The organism is Dactylosporangium roseum (genome assembly GCF_025264685.1).
Lineage (GTDB): Bacteria > Actinomycetota > Actinomycetes > Mycobacteriales > Micromonosporaceae > Dactylosporangium > Dactylosporangium roseum.
In genome coordinates this window covers 7,146,620-7,164,591 of sequence record NZ_CP073721.1, presented here as the reverse complement: position 1 = coordinate 7,164,591, position 17,972 = coordinate 7,146,620, and the positions used below count along the sequence as shown (strand labels likewise).

Below are 17,972 nucleotides of genomic sequence, written 5' to 3'. Positions count from 1 at the left end.
GTTCTAGAACAGTTAACAGTTCTAGAACTGTGGCACGGCGGCGCGCCGGCGTCAAGCCGGCCTGAGAGGGTCTGTCGGTAGGGCGACTGGGCCCGGCGCGGCACTGCCGCCCTACTGACGGACGTCTTAGGCTCGAAGCTGTGATGACGCGCGGTGAGCTGCGGGTGTACCTCGGTGCTGCGCCGGGCGTCGGCAAGACGTACAAGATGCTCGAAGAGGGAAGGCGCCGGCGGGCCCGCGGCACGGACGTCGTCGTCGGCCTCGTCGAGACGCACGGCCGACCCTTGACGGAGGCCCTCCTCACCGGCCTGGAGGTGCTGCCCCGCAGGACGGTCGTGTACCGCGGCGCCACCTTCACCGAGCTCGACGTCGACGCCGTCATCGCCCGCCGCCCCGAGGTCGCGCTCGTCGACGAGCTGGCCCACTCCAACGTGCCCACCGGAAAGCGGTGGGAGGACGTCGAGCGGCTCCTCGAGGCGGGGATCACCGTGCTGACGACCGTCAACATCCAGCACCTCGAGTCGGTCAACGACGTGGTCGAGCGGATCACGGGCGCGACGCAGCGGGAGACGGTGCCGGACGCGGTCGTGCGCCGTGCCGAGCAGATCGAGCTGGTGGACATGACGCCGGAGGCGCTGCGGCGGCGGATGGCGCACGGCAACATCTACAAGCCGGACAAGGTCGACGCGGCGCTCGGCAACTACTTCCGGGTCGGCAACCTCACCGCCCTGCGCGAGCTGGCCCTGCTCTGGCTGGCGGACAAGGTCGACGAGCAGCTTGACCGGTACCGCGCCGAGCACGACATCGAGGCCACGTGGGAGGCGCGTGAGCGGGTCGTGGTGGCGCTGACCGGCGGGCCGGAGGGTGACACGCTCATCCGGCGGGCGGCGCGGATCGCCGCCCGTACCAAGGGCGCGGACCTGCTGGCGGTCCACGTGATCCGCGACGACGGCCTCGCCCGGGCCGACCCGACCCACCTGAGCCGGCAACGGCTGCTGGTGGAGAGCCTCGGCGGGACGTACCACCAGGTGGTAGGCGCCGACGTGCCGGCCGCACTGCTCGACTTCGCCCGCGGTGTCAACGCCACGCAGCTCGTCCTGGGCGTCAGCCGCCGGGGCAGGCTCGCCCAGATCCTCGCGCCCGGCGTCGGCGCCACCACCACCGCCGGGTCCGGCTCGATCGACGTCCACCTCGTCACCCACGAGCAGGTCCGGCGCGGACGCCCCCGGCCCCGCGCCACCGGCGGTGGGCTCACCCGCCGCCGCCGGCTCGCCGGCTTCGCGTTCGCCGCGATCGGCCTGCCGCTGCTGACCCTGGGCCTCACCCCGCTGCGATCCGGCATCGCCCTGCCCACCGAGATCCTCGCGTTCCTGGTCCTGACGGTCGGCATCGCGCTGGTCGGCGGCCTGTACCCGGCGCTGCTCGCGGCGGTCGGCAGCTTCCTGCTGCTCAACTACTTCTTCATCCCGCCGCTGCACCGCTTCACCGTCGCCGAGCAGGAGAACCTGTTCGCGCTCAGCGCCTTCGTCATGGTGGCGATCGCGGTGGCGACCGTCGTCGATCTCGCCGCGCGGCGGACACGCGAGGCGGCGCGCGCCGGGGCCGAGGCCCGGACGATGTCGACCCTCGCCGGCAGCGTGCTGCACGGCGACCGGCCGTTGCCGGCGCTGCTGGAGCGGGTGCGGGAGTCGTTCGGCCTGGAGTGCGTGACGCTGCTGGAGCGCGTCGAGGCGGGTTGGCAGGTGGCGGCGAGTGCGGGGAACCGGCCCTGCCTGACGCCGGAGGAGGGCCAGACCGAGGTGTCGGTGGACGTCGGGCTGTCCCTGGTACTGCGAGGGCATCCGCTGCCGGCGGCGGACCGGCGGCTGATCGAGGCGTTCGCGGCGCACGCGGCCATCGCGCTGCGCCAGCAGCGGCTCGGCGAGCAGGCCGCGGTGGCGGACTCCCTGGCCGAGGTGGACCGGTTGCGAACGGCGCTGCTGTCGGCGGTCAGCCACGACCTGCGGACGCCGCTGGCGTCGGCGAAGGCGGCGGTGGGCAGCCTGCGCAGCGACGACGTGGCCTTCTCGGCGGCGGACCGGGAGGAGTTGCTGGCCACGGCGGAGGAGTCGCTGGACAAACTGACCCGGCTGGTGACCAACCTGCTGGACATGTCCCGTCTACAGGCCGGCGCACTGGCCATGACCTTGCAGGCGGTGGACGTCGCCGACGCCGTGCCGCGGGCCGTGGACGACCTCGGCGCGGCGGTACGGATCGGGGTGCCCGACGATCTGCCCGAGGTGCACGCCGACCCGGCGCTCCTGGAGCGCATCCTGGTTAACGTGCTGGCCAACGCCCTGCGGTACAGCCCGGCGGACACCCCGCCGACCGTGGCGGCCAGCGAGCACGCCGGCCGGGTCGAGATCCGCGTGGTCGACCACGGTCCCGGCATCCCCGCCGCCGACCGCGACCAGATCTTCCAGCCCTTCCAGCGCCTCGGCGACCGCGACAACACCACCGGCGTCGGGCTGGGGCTGGCCCTGTCCCGCGGCCTGGCCGAGGCCATGGGCGGCACCCTCACCCCCGACGACACTCCCGGCGGCGGCCTGACGATGACCCTGACCCTGCGCACCGCGGCCGAGCCGGCGGATCCCGCGCTGCTGGCCCGCTTGGGCCGCTGACCGGCGCGTCGAGCGGGCCAGCAGCGGCGACTCCTGCTCCCGATAGCATGGCCCCCATGAGCGCTGAGGCCGTCGGACGGCACATGCCGGCCGTCGTGACGCTCGACGATCTCACGGCGATGATGGCTGCGGATCCCCACGGCCACCGTTACGAGACCAGTCCCGAGGGAGTTCTCTCGGTCATGCCGCCCCCAGGCTACGAGCACGCTGTCGCCACGACCCGCCTCACGGCCTGGCTGGTCGTCGCGGGCTGGCCTGCCGAGCGGATCACCCAGGCGGTTGGGCTGCGCATTCTCGGACCTGGTGACGAGGCGGGCGGTCGGATTCCCGATCTCGTTGTGTGGAGCAAACCGCAGGGTGGCGGCGTCTGGCTACCGACCGGGGATGTCCTGCTCGTCGTCGAGATCGTGTCGCCCGGCTCCGAGGCGACCGACACGGTGACCAAGCGGCACGAATACGCCATGGCGGGCGTCCCGCAGTACTGGACCGTCGACCGGGACCCCGATCAAACTGTCACCATGCATCGGCTCGCCGGTGACCGGTATCTGGTCCACGCGACGATGCCGTTCGGCTGGGTCCTCGACACCGCGCCCGGGGACCACCTCGATGTCTGAGAGTGCTCGGTTGGACTGCACCCAGGGCCAGGGTGCTCGTCCAAGGTCGTCGGGCCCGCAGGTCCGCGCCCGGCGTGTAGACAACGCCGTTACGCCGCGGGGCTACGCAGCGGCAATCCAGTCTCGGTCACGGAGTGCCGTCCAAGCGACCGTGACGTGATCCGGCATGAACATGCGTTCTTTGCGCCTGCTCCATGCGCGGACCGCGGACACTGCCACCGTGGCGTCCGAGGCCGCGTTTGGGTCGCGCTCGCTGACCCAATGCACCGTCGCGAGCAATTCCATGCCGTACGAAGACTCGAAACCCTCGACAAGGTCGAGCACGCGAGCGATACGCTCCAGCGTTACCGGATGGCTGGCGAGGAAGCTCGCGGCTTCGGTATCGGCACCGGGAAGCGGACGGATCGGCTCTGCTTCGCGGACCAAGGCGCTTCCATCGCCGAAACCGACCAGGTAATGACCTTCGAGAGCTTGAAGCGCGTGGCGAAGGTTGTCTGCGTATGGTCCGTAGAGACCCTTCGCGTACTGCAACTTGAGGGGTTCTCCGGCGACCTGCAGGAAGTACAGCAGCTTCTGGATCTCGATCGGTGACGCCTCAAGCGCGCGCTCCAGATACCGGGACAGCAGGCCGATAAGACTCGCCCTAGCGAGCGTCAACGGCGGCCGGACGGTCGCAGTCTTCATCTGCTGCGCGGTCGGCGCTGGTCCAGGTGGGTACAACACCACGTCGACGTGGGGCACGGCGACCAGTGCGGTTCTGATCATTGGCTCAACGTCGGTCCATTCCAGGCCGCCGTTGCCGCAGCCGAGGGGGGGAATGGCTACTGACTTGATGTTGAGTTCTTCCAGCACTCGGACTAGGTCCGTCAAGCCGTTGTCGATGTCCACAAGGCTGGAGCGAGCACGCCAGTGCCCCTTGGTCGGGAAGTTGATGACGAAGCGAGGACCGGCGAGGAGGCCAGTTCGCCAGACGTGCATGCGGCCCAGTGTGACTTCTCCGGACTCGGCTGCTCGTGCGTACTCGCGGAACATGGCCGGGTAGGCTCGCTTGAACTGCAGCGCGATGCCTTTGCCCATCACGCCGGCGCAGTTGACCGTGTTGACGAGGGCCTCGACGTCGGCATCAAGCAGGTTGCCGTGTGCCTGCGTGATCATGTTCGCTGCCTCATGCCCCTAGAAGTACCACGTGGGTCTGACATAAACCCGCGTTGCCACCCCCGCAGCCGCGAGTGCCGCCGTCGCCTGCTGGGCGCGCGCTTCGTTGCGAGCCACCACTGCGCTGAAGGCAGACCATGGTACCCCATTATGGACAAGACACTCAGCCATCCGGCGCTCAAGCCGGTCGGGTTCCTCTTCAGTGTTCGTCCAGTACGTCGCCCTCATGAGCGACCAGTCGATCATCGACGCGAGCTCTGACGCGTGGGTGCTGAACCTCGCGACCTGGAGCACCGCGTTCCTGTCGGTGAAGACTGTAGGAAGCCGTAGGTCGATCATGTGCTGGACCTTGCTCACCAGGTAGACAAGTTCGTCGCATGTGCCCTGATAGTTAGGGACCCGGCCCTTGAAGATCGCGTACATCATCGGACTGCGGGGGGCGAAGTAGACGGGGGCATAGTCCGCAACCACGCCGCCCGGAGCCACGGGCACTACGCGCTGTCGCCGCTGTTGTTTGATGCCGGTGTTACCGACCTCGACCTTGAACGACAAAGCACCCTGTGCGGCGGAATCGCTGAGCAGTCCGGCAGTTGCGATTGCTGTCAGGTGGCTCACGTGCGTGAAATGCATGATCCACACTGGCTCCGACGCTACCACCGGCCACATTGTACGGCTGGGCGGGTCGTTGCGACTTACGTTTCCGATCCACCGTCGCGGTAGGGCGCGACAGGTGTGAGAGGGTTGGGTCATGAACCGGCTTGGGAGTGCGACTTCTCCGTACCTCCTCCAACATGCCGACAATCCCGTGGACTGGTGGCCATGGGGAGGTGATGCGTTTGCGGAAGCCAAGCGGCGGGACGTCCCAGTGTTGATCTCAGTGGGATACGCGGCCTGCCACTGGTGCCATGTGATGGCCCACGAGTCGTTCGAGCACGAGGGTGTCGCCGAGCTGGTCAACGAGCTCACCGTGCCGATCAAGGTCGACCGCGAGGAGCGGCCCGACGTCGACGCGATCTACATGACCGCCACGCAGGCCATGACCGGGCAGGGCGGCTGGCCGATGACGGTCTTCGCCACCCCCGAGGGTGAGCCCTTCTACTGTGGCACCTACTTCCCCCGGGACGCCTTTCTTCGACTGGTACGGGCCGTGGCCGACGCCTGGCAGCACCAGCGCGACGCGGTGCGCCGGCAGAGCGGCGCCGTGGTCGACGCGATCCGGCAGGTCGCCGCGCGCCCGCCGGCCAACCCGATGACCGGGCCGGTGCTGGACGCCGCCGCGGCGACGCTGCTGCGCGACTACGACAGCGAGCACGGCGGGTTCGGCGGTGCGCCGAAGTTCCCACCGCACATGGCGCTGCTGTTCCTGCTGCGCCACTACCAGCGCACCCGCCGACAGGAGGTCGTCGACGTCGTCCGGTACACGTGCGAGCGGATGGCCCGCGGCGGCATGTACGACCAGCTCGCCGGCGGCTTCGCGCGGTACGCCGTCGACGGCACCTGGACCGTGCCGCACTTCGAGAAGATGTTGTACGACAACGCGCTGCTCCTGCGGGTCTACACCCAGCTCGACCGCATCGCGGGCAACAACACCGCGCGCCGGGTGGCGGTGGAGACCGCGGCGTTCCTGGAGCGCGACCTCTACGACGGGCACGGCTTCATCTCCGCGCTCGACGCCGACACCGACGGCGTCGAAGGCCTCACGTACGTCTGGACGCCCCAGCAGATCGACGAGGTCGTCGGCGAGATCGACGGTGCCTGGGCGCGGTACCTCCTGGAGGTCTCTCCGGAGGGCACCTTCGAGCACGGCAGCTCGGTGCTGCAGCTCCCGGAGGACCCGCGGAACGTCGAGCGCTGGCTCGGCATCAAGCAGCGCCTCCTCGCCGCGCGCGACGAGCGGCCGCAGCCGGCGAAGGACGGCAAGGTCGTCGCCGCCTGGAACGGGCTCGCGGTCACGGCGCTGATCGAGTTCGGGATGGTGTACGACCGGCCCGACGCCGTGCGGCGCGCCGTCGACGTGGCCACCTTCCTGGCCGAAACACACCTCGTCGACGGGCGGCTGCGCCGGGTTTCCCGCGACGGCGTCGTCGGCGCACCGGCCGGCGTCCTGGAGGACTACGGAGCGGTCGCCGAGGCGTTCTGCGTGGTGCACCAGGCCACCGGCGAGGGGCGCTGGCTCGACCTCGCCCGGCAGTTGCTCGACGTCGCGCTCGAGCACTTCGCCGAGCCCGGCGGCGGCTTCTACGACACGGCCGACGACGCCGAGACGCTCGTGGCCAGGCCCGCCGACGTGACCGACAACGCCACCCCGTCCGGCCTGTCGGCCGTCACCGCGGCCCTGGTGACGTATGCCGCGCTGACGGCCGACACGAAGTATCGCGAGGCGGCCGAGCGGGCGCTCTCGACGGTGGCCGCGGTCGCCGCGACGCACGGCCGGTTCACCGGCTACGCGTGCGCGGTCGGCGAGGCCCTGCTCTCCGGCCCGTTCGAGATCGCGATCGCCACGCCCGACGGCCACGGCGGGGCCGAGGACCCGCTGGTGGCGGCCGCGTGGTGGCACGCACCGCCCGGCGCGGTCGTCGTCGCCGGCGAACCGGACCGCGCGGGTGTCCCGCTGCTGGAGGGGCGCGTGCTGCGGGAGGGCAGGCCCACCGCGTACGTCTGCCGGGGGTTTGTCTGTGACGCTCCGGTGACCGGGCTCGAGGACCTGGTCGGCCGGCTCGGCTGAGCTCTTCTTCCACGCTGTTCTCCCGGGGCGAACAGCGCGACCCTTGGCGTGTCTCTACAACGGTGTAATCGTGTAATCAGAGAAACGCGAGCAAGGGAGTAAGCGATGATGATGCGAAGAGGTGACGTTCCCTGGGGCCGGGGCGGCGGCCCGCGCACGGAGCCCCCGCCCGCCGACGACGCGCCCGCCTGGATCGGTGGCGCGCTGCCGGACACCTGGTTCCACGGTCCGGCCGAGGTGACGATCGATCGTGACGAGATCCTCATCGTGGGACGGCTGAGCCCGCCGGCGTCGGCCGAGGACGCGAGCGAGGCGGACCGGGCCGCGGCCGAGCAGGGCCGGATCGCGGGTTTCCGCGAGACGACCCGCGACCAGCGGATCGGCATCGCGCAGCAGTTGGAGCGCCGATACCGTCGCAAGGTCTCGTGGGGCGTCCGGGTCGGCGACACGCGCGAGCTGTTCACGACGCACTCGGCGCCGGTGATGACCCGCCTGCGTCAGTCGGAGCGCCAGGTCCTCGACACGCTCGTGGACTCCGGTGTGGCGAGGTCGAGGTCCGAGGCGCTGGCCTGGTGCGTGGCGCTGGTCGGCCAGCACGCCGACACCTGGCTGCGCGAACTCCGCGAGGCCATGCAGTCCGTCGACGAACTCCGCAAGCGCGGCCCCGCCGTCTGACGGCCCGCCCTTCACGATCGTGGGAAAGAAGTGGCTGCCCCGACAGCCAGATCTTTCCCGCGATCGTGGGATCACCGGGCCGGAACGCGCCGTCCCGGGGTCGGCGGGCTCTCCTCGGTGTGACTTCGGGCGCCATCGGAGGCCCACGAATCGCCCTAAGTCGGATATAAACGGCGATTTCCGGCGCTGTGTGGCCCTGATCGCGACGGGCGGGCGAACGGCGGGCGCTAGGCTGTGCCGCACTATGGACTCGCGGACTGAACTGCCCGTTGTCGGCATGGTGGGCGGTGGGCAGCTAGCCCGGATGACGCACCAGGCGGCGATCGCCCTCGGGCAGTCGTTGCGCGTGCTCGCCGTCTCGCCCGAGGACGGCGCCGCGCTCGTCGCCGCCGACGTGCACGTCGGCCGGCACGACGACATCAACGCGGTGCGAGAGTTCGCCAAGGGTTGCGACGTCGTCACCTTCGACCACGAGCACGTCCCCGGCGACCTCATCCGCGCGCTCGCCGCCGAAGGCGTCACGCTGCTGCCCGGGGCCGACGCACTCAAGTACGCCCAGAACAAGCGCGAGATGCGCCGGCACCTCTCCGCGCTCGGCTTCCCGGTCCCGCGCTGGACGTCCGGCGACCTCGCGGCGTTCGGCGACGAGGTCGGCTGGCCGATCATCGTGAAGACCGCCACCGGCGGCTACGACGGCCGCGGCGTCTTCGTCGCCCGGTCGCCCGCCGACGTGCCACCCGGCGTCGAGGTCATCGGCGAGGAGCTGGTTCCCCTCAAGCGCGAGCTCGCCGCCGTCGTCGCCAGGTCGCCGCTCGGTCAGGTTGCCACGTATCCCGTGGTGGAGACCGTCCAGCGGGACGGCATCTGCGTCGAGGTGCTGGCCCCGGCCCCCGGTCTCGACGAGGACCGCGCGATCGAGGCCCAGCGGCTCGCGATCGACATCGCCACCCGCCTCGGCGTGGTCGGCGTGCTCGCCGTCGAGCTGTTCGAGACCGTCGACGGCCGGATCCTCATCAACGAGCTCGCCATGCGCCCGCACAACTCCGCGCACTGGACCATCGAGGGCGCCCGCACCTCGCAGTTCGAGCAGCACCTGCGCGCCGTCCTCGACTACCCGATGGGCGACACCGGCAGCACGGCCCCGGCGGTTGTCATGGCCAACGTGCTCGGCGGCGAGCCCGGCGGCATGTCGATCGACGAGCGGCTGCACCACCTCTTCGCCGAGGAGCCCGGCGCCAAGGTCCACCTCTACGGCAAGCAGGTCCGCAAGGGCCGCAAGATCGGCCACGTCACGGTGCTCGGCGACGACATGGAAGACTGCCGCAGGCGGGCCAGGCGGGCCGCGCGAATCCTCGAAGAGGGGTATCAGCAGTGACCGACGTCGGCATCATCATGGGCAGCGACTCGGACTGGCCGGTCATGAGACTGGCGGCCGAGGCGCTGGACGAGTTCGAGGTGGCCCACGAGGTACGCGTGGTGTCCGCCCATCGCACCCCGCACCTGATGCTCGACTACGCCGGTGAGGCCGTCGCCCGTGGACTCAAGGTCATCGTCGCCGGCGCCGGCGGCGCCGCCCACCTGCCCGGCATGGTCGCGTCGGCGACCCCGCTGCCGGTCATCGGCGTGCCCGTTCCGCTGAAGCACCTGGACGGCATGGACTCGCTCCTGTCGATCGTCCAGATGCCCGCCGGCGTCCCGGTGGCGACGGTCTCGATCGGCGGTGCCCGCAACGCCGGCCTGCTGGCCGTGCGCATCCTGGCCGCCACCGACCCGGCCCTGCTGGCGAAGATGCGCGACTTCCAGGAGTCCTTGCGCGCCCTGGTCGCCGAGAAGGACGCGGCCTTGTCGGCGTCGCTCGTCGAGCGTCCCTGACCCCGGCGCCGGAGCGGACCGCTCACCTGCCGCGACAGCGTTCCGGAGCGGGAGGCCGTCGCGTGGCCCCCGCCCCGAAACACCGCGTGCTGGTGCGGATCAGGCGCGCACCGCTGCGCGGACGGCTCAGCCGTTGAGCAACTGCCGTGCCATGACGATGCGCTGCACCTGGTTGGTGCCTTCGTAGATCTGGGTGATCTTGGCGTCGCGCATCATGCGTTCGAGGGGGAAGTCCTTGGTGTAGCCGTAGCCGCCGAGCAGTTGCACGGCGTCGGTGGTGATCTGCATCGCGGCGTCGGAGGCGAAGCACTTCGCCGCGGCGCCGAAGTAGGTCAGGTCCTTCTCGCCGCGCTCGGACTTGCCGGCCGCCGCATACGTGAGCTGCCGGGCCGCCTCGAGTTTCATGCCCATGTCGGCGAGCATGAACTGGATGCCCTGGAAGTCGGCGATCGCCTTGCCGAACTGTTTGCGCTCCTGCACGTAGCCCAGCGCGAAGTCCAGCGCGCCCTGCGCGATGCCCAGGGCCTGTGCGGCGATGGTGACCCTTGTGTGGTCGAGGGTGCGCATCGCGGTGCCGAAGCCGGTGCCCGGCTCACCGATGATCCGGTTTGCCGGAATGCGCACATCGTCGAAATACACCTCGCGAGTCGGTGACCCCTTGATGCCGAGCTTCTTCTCCGGTGCGCCGAAGGTCACCCCCGGATCCGACTTCTCCACCACGAACGCCGAGATGCCGCGGGACCGCGCGGCCGGATCAGTGACGGCGAACACGGTGTAGTACTCGCTGACGCCGGCGTTCGTGATCCAGCGCTTGACCCCGTTGAGCACCCAGGTGTCGCCGTCGAGCTCGGCGCGGGTCTTCATGCCGGCCGCGTCGCTACCGGCCTCGGGCTCGGACAGGCAGTACGAGAACATCGCGTCGCCCTTGGCGACCGGTGGCAGGTAGCGCCGCTTGAGCTCGTCGGACGCGGCCAGCAGCAGCGGCATGGTGCCCAGTTTGTTGACGGCCGGGATCAGTGACGACGAGGCGCAGGCGCGGGCGACCTCTTCGATGACGATCGCGGTGGCCAGGGCGTCCGCGCCGGCGCCGCCGTATTCGACGGGGACGTGCGGGGCGTGGAAGTCGGCGGCGCGCAGCGCGTCGTAGGAGGCTTGCGGAAACTCGCCGGTCTCGTCGGCTGCGGCGGCGTTGGGTGCGACCTTCCCGTCGCACACCGCACGCACGGCCTCGCGAACAGCCACGTGCTCCTCGGGTAGCTGGAACGCCTCGAACACGACAACCCCCTTGTCCCGGTAGTCCTGAACAGGGGTTCAGGACCATTGCGAGGGTGAGCATACCGACGAGTAACGAATGAGCTGGAGGCGCACCGGGCGGTGAGGGACTATCCTCGCCGAAGCAACGTCGGTTCGAACCCGCCCTATACGCCACAAGTGTCCGTTCCTATGGGTGTTTGCAGGAAATCGTGCGGGGGAAGGTCGACAGCGCAGTCCTCGATCGAGCGGAGACAAGGCGTGACCATCGCGTACCCGAGCACACCACCCGTCGTAGCTCCACCGTCCGGCTCGGCGCGGCCCCGGCTGACCTTCCTCGGCACCGGCTACCTCGGCGCGACCTACGCCATCTGTTTCGCCGAGTTGGGTTACGAGGTGCTCGGCTTCGACATCGACGAAGCGAAGATCGCGAAGCTCGCGGACGGCGACGTCCCCTTCCACGAGCCGGGTCTCGACGAGCTGCTGCGCAAGAACCTCTCCGCCGGTCGTCTGCGGTTCACCACCTCCTACGAAGAGGTCGCGGACTTCGGTGACATCCACTTCATCTGTGTGGGCACGCCGCAGCGTCCCGACGGCATGGCCGCCGACCTGTCGCACGTGGAGAGCGCCGTCACCAACCTGGCGCCGCACCTGACCCGCAAGGCCCTCATCGTCGGCAAGTCGACCGTGCCGGTCGGCACCGCCGAGTGGATCGAAAACCTGGTCCGCCGGCACGCCGCCGAGGACCTCGAGGTCGAGGTCGCGTGGAGCCCGGAGTTCCTGCAGGAGGGTGTCGCGGTCGAAGACGTGCTGCGCCCCAACCGGATCATCTTCGGCGTCAAGTCCGACTGGGCGACCGGCATGCTCTACTCCGCCCACAAGGGCGTCTTCGACCTGGCACTGACCGAGGACCGTGAGGTGCCGGTCGTCGTCACCGACTTCGCGACCGCCGAGCTGGTCAAGGTCGCCGCCAACGCCTTCCTCGCCACGAAGATCTCGTTCATCAACGCGATGGCCGAGGTCTGCGAGGCCGCCGGTGCCGACGTGACGCAGCTCGCCCGCTCCATCGGTTACGACGCCCGCATCGGCAACAAGTTCCTCCGCGCCGGCGTCGGGTTCGGCGGTGGCTGCCTGCCCAAGGACATCCGCGCGTTCCAGGCCCGCGCGCAGGAGCTCGGCGTCGGCGAGGCGCTGCGGTTCCTGCACGAGGTGGACCTGATCAACCAGCGCCGTCGGCAGAAGATCGTCCAGCTCTCGGCCGAGCTGCTCGACCGGCAGTACGGGCCGGCCGGCCCGGACCTCGCCGGCACCCGGATCACCGTGCTCGGCGCGACCTTCAAGCCCAACTCCGACGACGTGCGTGACTCGCCCGCCCTTTCGGTGGTGCGCAAGCTGTCCCGCTCCGGCGCCGACGTCACCGTCTACGACCCGGAGGGCATGGACAACGCCCGGGTCGATGTCGGCGACGTCACGTATGCCAAGACGCTCACCGACGCCGTCACCGGCGCCGACCTCGTCTGCGTTCTCACCGAGTGGGAAGAGTTCCGCAACACCGACCCCAACACGCTCAACCACCTGGTCGCCGCGAAGAAGGTCATCGACGGCCGTAACTGCCTCGACCAGGCGGTGTGGGCCGCCGCCGGCTGGGAGTATCGCGGCATGGGCCGGCCAGTCGTCGCCTGAGGCGGGTCCGGGAACGACCGGAACCTCCCGAACGAGCGGTTCGCTTCCGTCGATCGACGAAACAAGGCATTCTTCCCAGTAAGGCGTGAACGACTCGGGGTGATCGCGGCTCGCGGTCATCCCGGTCGCGATCCGGGAGGAGTGGCGTGGACACCTACCCGTGCCCGGCGTGCGGTGGTCCGTCCACCGAGGCCACCGGCTGTCGCAGTTGCGGCCGGCCGCACGATCCGGACGCGGCGGCCCTCGCCATGTTCCAGCGCACGGTCGCGGCGCTCGAGCAGAAGAAGCGCGACCTGACCGACGACACCCTGACCCTGCGCCGGCAGTTGGCCCACGCTTCCGCGCAGCGCGACAGCCTGCGGCGCAAGGTCCGGGCGGCGGTCGACGCCGAGCAGGCCACCCGCAACCGGCGCCCGTTGCTGGGCCGGGCGCTGCGCGGCCACGGCGAGCCGGATGCCGTGCCCGTGGAGAGCGCGCCGCCCGCCGCGTTCGAGCCGCCGGCGGCCCAACGGCCGGGGGCGCAGCAGCGGTATTCGCCACGAGCCCCGCACGCGGTCGAGAAGGGCCACGCCATCGACACGCCGGCCGGCGGCCCCGCCCGGCCCGTGATCGCCCCGGCGCGGCCCAGGATCGCGCCCCTGCCGCAGATGCGCCGGCCCCTCGGCGGCGCCGGCGACGACGGACCGCCCGCCGCCGACCAGCCCGAGGCGACGCAGTCGAGCATGCAGGCCTCGGTCCTCGCGCTCGGCGGCCTGCTCCTGGCCGGCGCGGCGGTCGTCCTCACCGTCGACGCGTTCGGCGCCATCGGCACGTTCGGCCGGGTCGTCTCGCTGGCCGCCATCACGGCCGTCGCCCTGGCCCTCCCGCTCGTCCTCGTCCGGCGCGGCCTGAGTGCCACCGCCGAGACCGTCGCCTCCGTCGCGCTCCTGCTGGTCCTGCTCGACGGCTACGTCCTGCGCTCCGAGCGCCTCCTCGGCGCCGACCGCATCCAGTTCACCGTCTACCTCGGGCTCGTCTGCCTCGCCACGGCCGGCATCGCCGCCGCCTACAGCGTGCAGAGCCATCTCATCGCGCCGAGGTACGCCACCCTCATCGCCCTGCAACCGGTCCTGCCGCTGCTCACGTTCGACGCCATCAAGGGCCCCACCGGCCTCTCCCTCGCGCTGTCGGGCGTCGCGCTCATCGACCTAGCGTTCGGCGTCGTGTTCAAGCAGCCGGTCCAGCGGCGCCTCGACACGCACCAGGACGACACCGCCGCCGAAAACGAGCCGGCACACACCGGCCGGACCAACCTCATCGCCGACGCGCTGATGCGCGACATGGCCTGGGCACTGTTCGCCCTCGGGTTCGCCGTCGCGCTGGGCGCCGCCGGGCTCGCGCTGGTCACCACCGACCAGCTCGGCGAGACGCTGCGGGCGGCGGGCGTCACGCTGCTCGCCGCCGGAGTCGGTGTCGCCGGCTCGCTGTCGTGGCGGCGCGGCGGCGTGCCCGACGTCGCGGCCGGCATCGCGACCGTCGCCGTCATCGTGGCCGTGTCCCGGGTCGGCGCGGTGGCCTTCCCCGGACTGGCCCTGGTGTTCCTGGCGGCGGCCGTGGCGATCACCGCCCTCCTGGTGCCGGCGCTGCCGTCCGACGCCCGGCGCGGGCCCCGCACCGCGGTCTCGGTCGCCGCCGTCGTCGGCACCCTGGTGCTCGTCGTGGGCGTGCTCCCCGGTGTCGCAGCCCCGCTACGGGCCGCGTGGCCGGTGTGGGCGGCCGACCTCGGCACGTACCACAGCAAGGTGCGCACCGCCGTCGGTCCGGACGGCTGGCAGTACGTCCTCGCGGTGCTCCTGCTGACCGGCGCGGTCGCGCTGATCCTCAGCGGGCGCACCGGACCCGCCGGCCGGGCCGAACCACGCGACGGCGCCCTGCCCGGCCTGCCGCCGCCCGACCAGCTCCGTGCCGACGTGCTCGTGGTCGGCGCCGCGCTCACGCTGCTCATCGCGCCCGCCGCGTTCGGGCTGACCTGGCTGTCCATCCCGGCGCTCGCGGTCTCCGGCGCCGTCGCGGCCGGCGCGCTCGCACAGCGCGTCGCCGAGGCGCACACCGCCTGGGTCTGCCTCGGCGCCGCCCTGGTGCTCGGCCTCTACGCGGCGGCGGCGAGCCTGGCCCGCCCGGCCTCGACCGCCCTGACGCTCACCGTCATCGCCGCCGCCGGCGCCGGGATCGCCATACTGCCCCGACCCCACCGCACCGACGCCGAGGGGGCCACCGTCGGGCAGCGGGTCGCCGACGCGGCCGCCGGCGGCGCCCTCTTCGCGTTGCCCGGCGCGGCCGCCGCCGGCACCGCGATCCTGTTCGACGACCTGCCCGGCGGTGCGGCAGTCGTGTTGGTGATGAGCTTCTTGGCCCTCGCCGTGACGCTCGGGTACGCCGCGATCACCCAGGTCGCCCGCGGTCAGCAGAGCCCGCCGCTGCTCGTCGGGGCCAGCGCGGGCGCCGTCGCCGTCGCCGTCGCGGCCGTGGTCGCGGACGGCGCCACGACCATCGACCTCCTCATCGCGCTGCTCATGCTCGTGGCCGCGGTCATGCTGTGGGCCGCGCCGCGGATGGACGACCGGCGGACGTTCGGCATCGAGTTCACCGGAGCCGACGCCGCCGCGGCGGCCGTCACGATCGCCGCGATCAGCGCCGTCGCGCGGGCCGTCTCCCTGGCCTCCTCGGGCATCGAGGTGGTGACGCTCGCGCTGGTCGTGTTCGCGGTCGCGGTCGCCGCTCGCACCCTGCCCGACGACTGGCGGCGCGGACCGGTCGCCGGCGCGGCCATGGTCGGGCTGGGCACCGGCCTCTACGCCGGGACCATGGCCGTCATCGGCGCGATCGGGGTCATCCGGGCGGCCAACCCGCCGTGGGAGGCCGCGCTCGACGGTAGCTGGTCGGTCACCGCTCAGGACCTGGCCACGTTCGGCTGGCAGGTGCCGATCGCGCTGCTCCTGCTGGCGGGTGCGGCCGCCATCGCGCTGCCCCAGCCGTACGGCGACGACACCGCCGCCGCCGCGGTCGTGCTGGCCGCCCTCGGCGCACCCGTCGGCCTAGGCCTCGGCTGGCAGGCGCCGATGATCGTCGGCTGGCTGGCGGCGACCGGGGTCGCGGTCTGGGCCTGCTACGCCCGGAGCTGGCGCGCCGCCTACACCCGGCTCGGCGCGGCCCTCGTCGCCGGACTGTTCGCGGTCGGCGGCGGCCTCGTCCGGCCGGGCGCGACCGCCGGCACGCTCACCGCGCTGGGGGTCAGCGGCGCGCTCATCGCCGGACTCGCCCGGGTGATCGCGACCCGCCGCGGCGATCCCGAGGACGGCCCGCTCACACTCGTCGGCGGCACCGCCGTGGCCGGGTCGCTGTTCGCGTTCGCCGGCGCCGCCGCCGCGCTGGTCGGCGGCCTGTACCCCGACCGGACCAGCACCATCCTCATCGCCGCGCTGGCGACCAGCGCCGCCGGGCTGGCCGTCGCCGCGGCCGGGGCCCAGCAGGCGCCCGGCTACCTGCCGTACGTGACCGGCGGAGTCGCCGTCGCCGCCACGACGACGGCGTTCGCCGCCCTGGTCGCGCAGCGCGACGGCGCGGTCGTCTACGCCGCCGCCGCGGCGCTGCTGGGGGTGCTCGCCGAGCTGCTGCGCGCGAACTGGTACGAGCCGACCGGGTTCGAGCCGGCCCGCACGTTCCGGCCCGACCACGGCGGCGCGCCCGCCGGCCGGTGGCAGCGGGTCCGGATGCCGCGCGACTTCTCGCTCGGTGTGGCCGCCGCGGCCGGGATCCCGGCCGTGATCGTCGTGGTCTTCATCACGCCGGCGGTGTTCGCCGCGCTCGCCGGCCCGTACCGCTGGATCCAGCAACCCTGGACCGGGACCCCGGCGACGGCGGGCGGCCTCGGCGACCTGGGCCGGTACGCGGGCAACAACACGCACGTCCTCGGCGCGTTCCTGCTCACGCTCGCCGGGGCGCTGATGGCGGTCGGGCTCGGCGGCACCGGCCAGGCGGTCGCCAACCGCGCGGTCGCGATCGTCGTGCCCGGCGCGGCCCTGACACTGCTCATCGCACCGGCGGCGCTCGACGCGCCGTACCCGGTGCAGCCGACGCTCGCGCTGCTGGTGGCCACGATCGCCGGCCTCGGCCTGGCGCTGACCGTGCCGCCCGAGGCGGACGGCCCGGACGGGCGGTTGATGATCCACGCCCGGCGCCTGGTGTTCGTGATCGCCGTCCTCGCGGCGGGCGCGGGCGGCGCGGGCAGCCTCGCCACCCGGTCGCAGACGCTCGCCTGGCTGGCCGGCTCGGTGATCGTCGGGGCGATCGCCGGCATCTGGGGACGGACCACCAATGGCCGGATGCTCGGCTGGCACGTCGCCGCCTCGACGGCGGAGGGCTTCGCGCTCGCCGCCGGGCTGGCCGCCGGCCTGACGCTCAAGCAGTGCGCGTTCCCGCTGCTGATCGTGGCCGCGCTGCTGCTGGTGCTCGGCGCGGCGCTGCCCCGCCTGCGCCCCAGCACGACCATCACCCGCGAGGCCATGACGGTGGAGACCGCCGGATACGCCGGTGCCGTCGTCGCCGTCCTGCTCACGATCGGCTCACCGGCGCACACCGCCGCGGCACTGACCGCGCTCGGCGCGGTGCTCGGCCTGTCCGCGGCGCGCAAGGGCCGCAGCCCCCGCCAGCGGGCGATGCTCGTCGTCGCCGCGGCGATCGCCGAACTGCTGGCCATCTGGCTGCTGCTGGTGACCGTCAAGGTCGCCCTCCTGGAGGCGTACACCCTGCCGTTCGCCGCGCTGGCCCTCATCACCGGGCTGATCGAGATCCGCAACCGGCCCGAGCTGGGGAGCTGGCTCGCCTACGGTCCGGCGCTCGTCGCCGGCTTCGCACCCAGCCTGGTGATCGCGGTCGTCGACGCGGAGTCGCCGGAGCTGCGCCGGGTCCTGCTGATCCTGGCGGCCGTCATCACGGTCGCGGTCGGCGCGGCGCGGCGCCAGAAGGCCCCGGTCGCGGTCGGCGCGGCGGTCACCGTCATCGCCACGATCAACGAGCTGGTGCGGATCGACCTGCCCTGGTGGATGCAACTGGTGCTCTACACCGGCACGGGCATCCTGCTCATCAGCCTCGGCGCCACCTACGAGCAGCGGCAGCGCCTGGACCGCCTGCGCGGCAGATATCGCGAGATGCGGTGAACGCCAGGTGGTAGGAAAACTGGGCGACCGGCCAAGTTTTTCTACCACCTGGCGATCGGCAGGTGCGAGCCCAGATCGAGCCGTAGGTGACGCTGCCGCCCGTCACGTACGCGGTCTCGGGCGCCCTCGTCAAGCGGGCGAC

General features: G+C 71.9%; 11 protein-coding genes. 8 read left to right on the top strand and 3 right to left on the bottom strand.

The genetic code is table 11. The features are described from left to right. Positions 1–143: 143 nt before the first annotated feature. Both Drose_RS33545 and Drose_RS33540 read left to right on the top strand, forming a co-directional pair. A complete protein-coding gene (locus Drose_RS33545) occupies positions 144–2,660 on the top strand; it encodes a sensor histidine kinase (protein WP_260725258.1) in 2,517 nt (838 codons plus the stop codon). Positions 2,661–2,716: 56 nt separating this feature from the next. Then, positions 2,717–3,274 carry a Uma2 family endonuclease gene (locus Drose_RS33540; RefSeq protein ID WP_260725257.1) on the top strand — a complete coding sequence of 186 codons (558 nt, stop codon included), beginning with the start codon at positions 2,717–2,719 and terminating at the stop codon, positions 3,272–3,274. Between the two features lie 102 nt (positions 3,275–3,376). On the opposite strand, the gene darG is transcribed toward Drose_RS33540, so the two are convergent. Continuing rightward, positions 3,377–4,429, bottom strand: coding sequence for a type II toxin-antitoxin system antitoxin DNA ADP-ribosyl glycohydrolase DarG (gene darG / locus Drose_RS33535; protein ID WP_260725256.1), 1,053 nt, complete (start codon positions 4,427–4,429; stop codon positions 3,377–3,379). A gap of 18 nt (positions 4,430–4,447) precedes the next feature. After that, positions 4,448–5,086 (bottom strand): type II toxin-antitoxin system toxin DNA ADP-ribosyl transferase DarT, encoded by a 639-nt coding sequence (darT, locus tag Drose_RS33530; RefSeq protein ID WP_260725255.1) that lies wholly within the window; start codon positions 5,084–5,086, stop codon positions 4,448–4,450. A gap of 91 nt (positions 5,087–5,177) precedes the next feature. On the opposite strand from darT, the gene Drose_RS33525 reads away from it, so the two are divergent. From Drose_RS33525 to purE, 4 genes are all read left to right on the top strand, one after another. Continuing rightward, positions 5,178–7,154: a thioredoxin domain-containing protein gene (locus Drose_RS33525; RefSeq protein WP_260725254.1), complete on the top strand. Its 1,977-nt coding sequence runs from the start codon at positions 5,178–5,180 to the stop codon at positions 7,152–7,154. 105 nt (positions 7,155–7,259) lie between these two features. Further along, positions 7,260–7,829, top strand: a complete 570-nt coding sequence (locus Drose_RS33520) for a hypothetical protein (protein WP_260725253.1) — start codon at positions 7,260–7,262, stop codon at positions 7,827–7,829. Positions 7,830–8,073: 244 nt separating this feature from the next. Next, positions 8,074–9,204: a 5-(carboxyamino)imidazole ribonucleotide synthase gene (locus Drose_RS33515; protein ID WP_260725252.1), complete on the top strand. Its 1,131-nt coding sequence runs from the start codon at positions 8,074–8,076 to the stop codon at positions 9,202–9,204. Beyond that, positions 9,201–9,701, top strand: coding sequence for a 5-(carboxyamino)imidazole ribonucleotide mutase (gene purE, locus Drose_RS33510; protein ID WP_260725251.1), 501 nt, complete (start codon positions 9,201–9,203; stop codon positions 9,699–9,701). The genes Drose_RS33515 and purE overlap by 4 nt, the downstream gene beginning before the upstream one ends. Positions 9,702–9,827: 126 nt before the next feature. Here the strand turns inward: purE and Drose_RS33505 are convergent, their stop codons facing one another. Further along, positions 9,828–10,976 (bottom strand): acyl-CoA dehydrogenase family protein, encoded by a 1,149-nt coding sequence (locus tag Drose_RS33505; protein ID WP_260725250.1) that lies wholly within the window; start codon positions 10,974–10,976, stop codon positions 9,828–9,830. Between the two features lie 237 nt (positions 10,977–11,213). Between Drose_RS33505 and Drose_RS33500 the strand changes: the two genes are divergently transcribed. Together Drose_RS33500 and Drose_RS33495 are read left to right on the top strand one after the other, a co-directional pair. Beyond that, a complete protein-coding gene (locus tag Drose_RS33500) occupies positions 11,214–12,635 on the top strand; it encodes a UDP-glucose dehydrogenase family protein (RefSeq protein ID WP_260725249.1) in 1,422 nt (473 codons plus the stop codon). 146 nt (positions 12,636–12,781) lie between these two features. Further along, on the top strand, positions 12,782–17,830 hold the full coding sequence (locus Drose_RS33495; protein ID WP_260725248.1) for an SCO7613 C-terminal domain-containing membrane protein: 5,049 nt from the start codon (positions 12,782–12,784) through the stop codon (positions 17,828–17,830). Positions 17,831–17,972 lie beyond the last annotated feature (142 nt).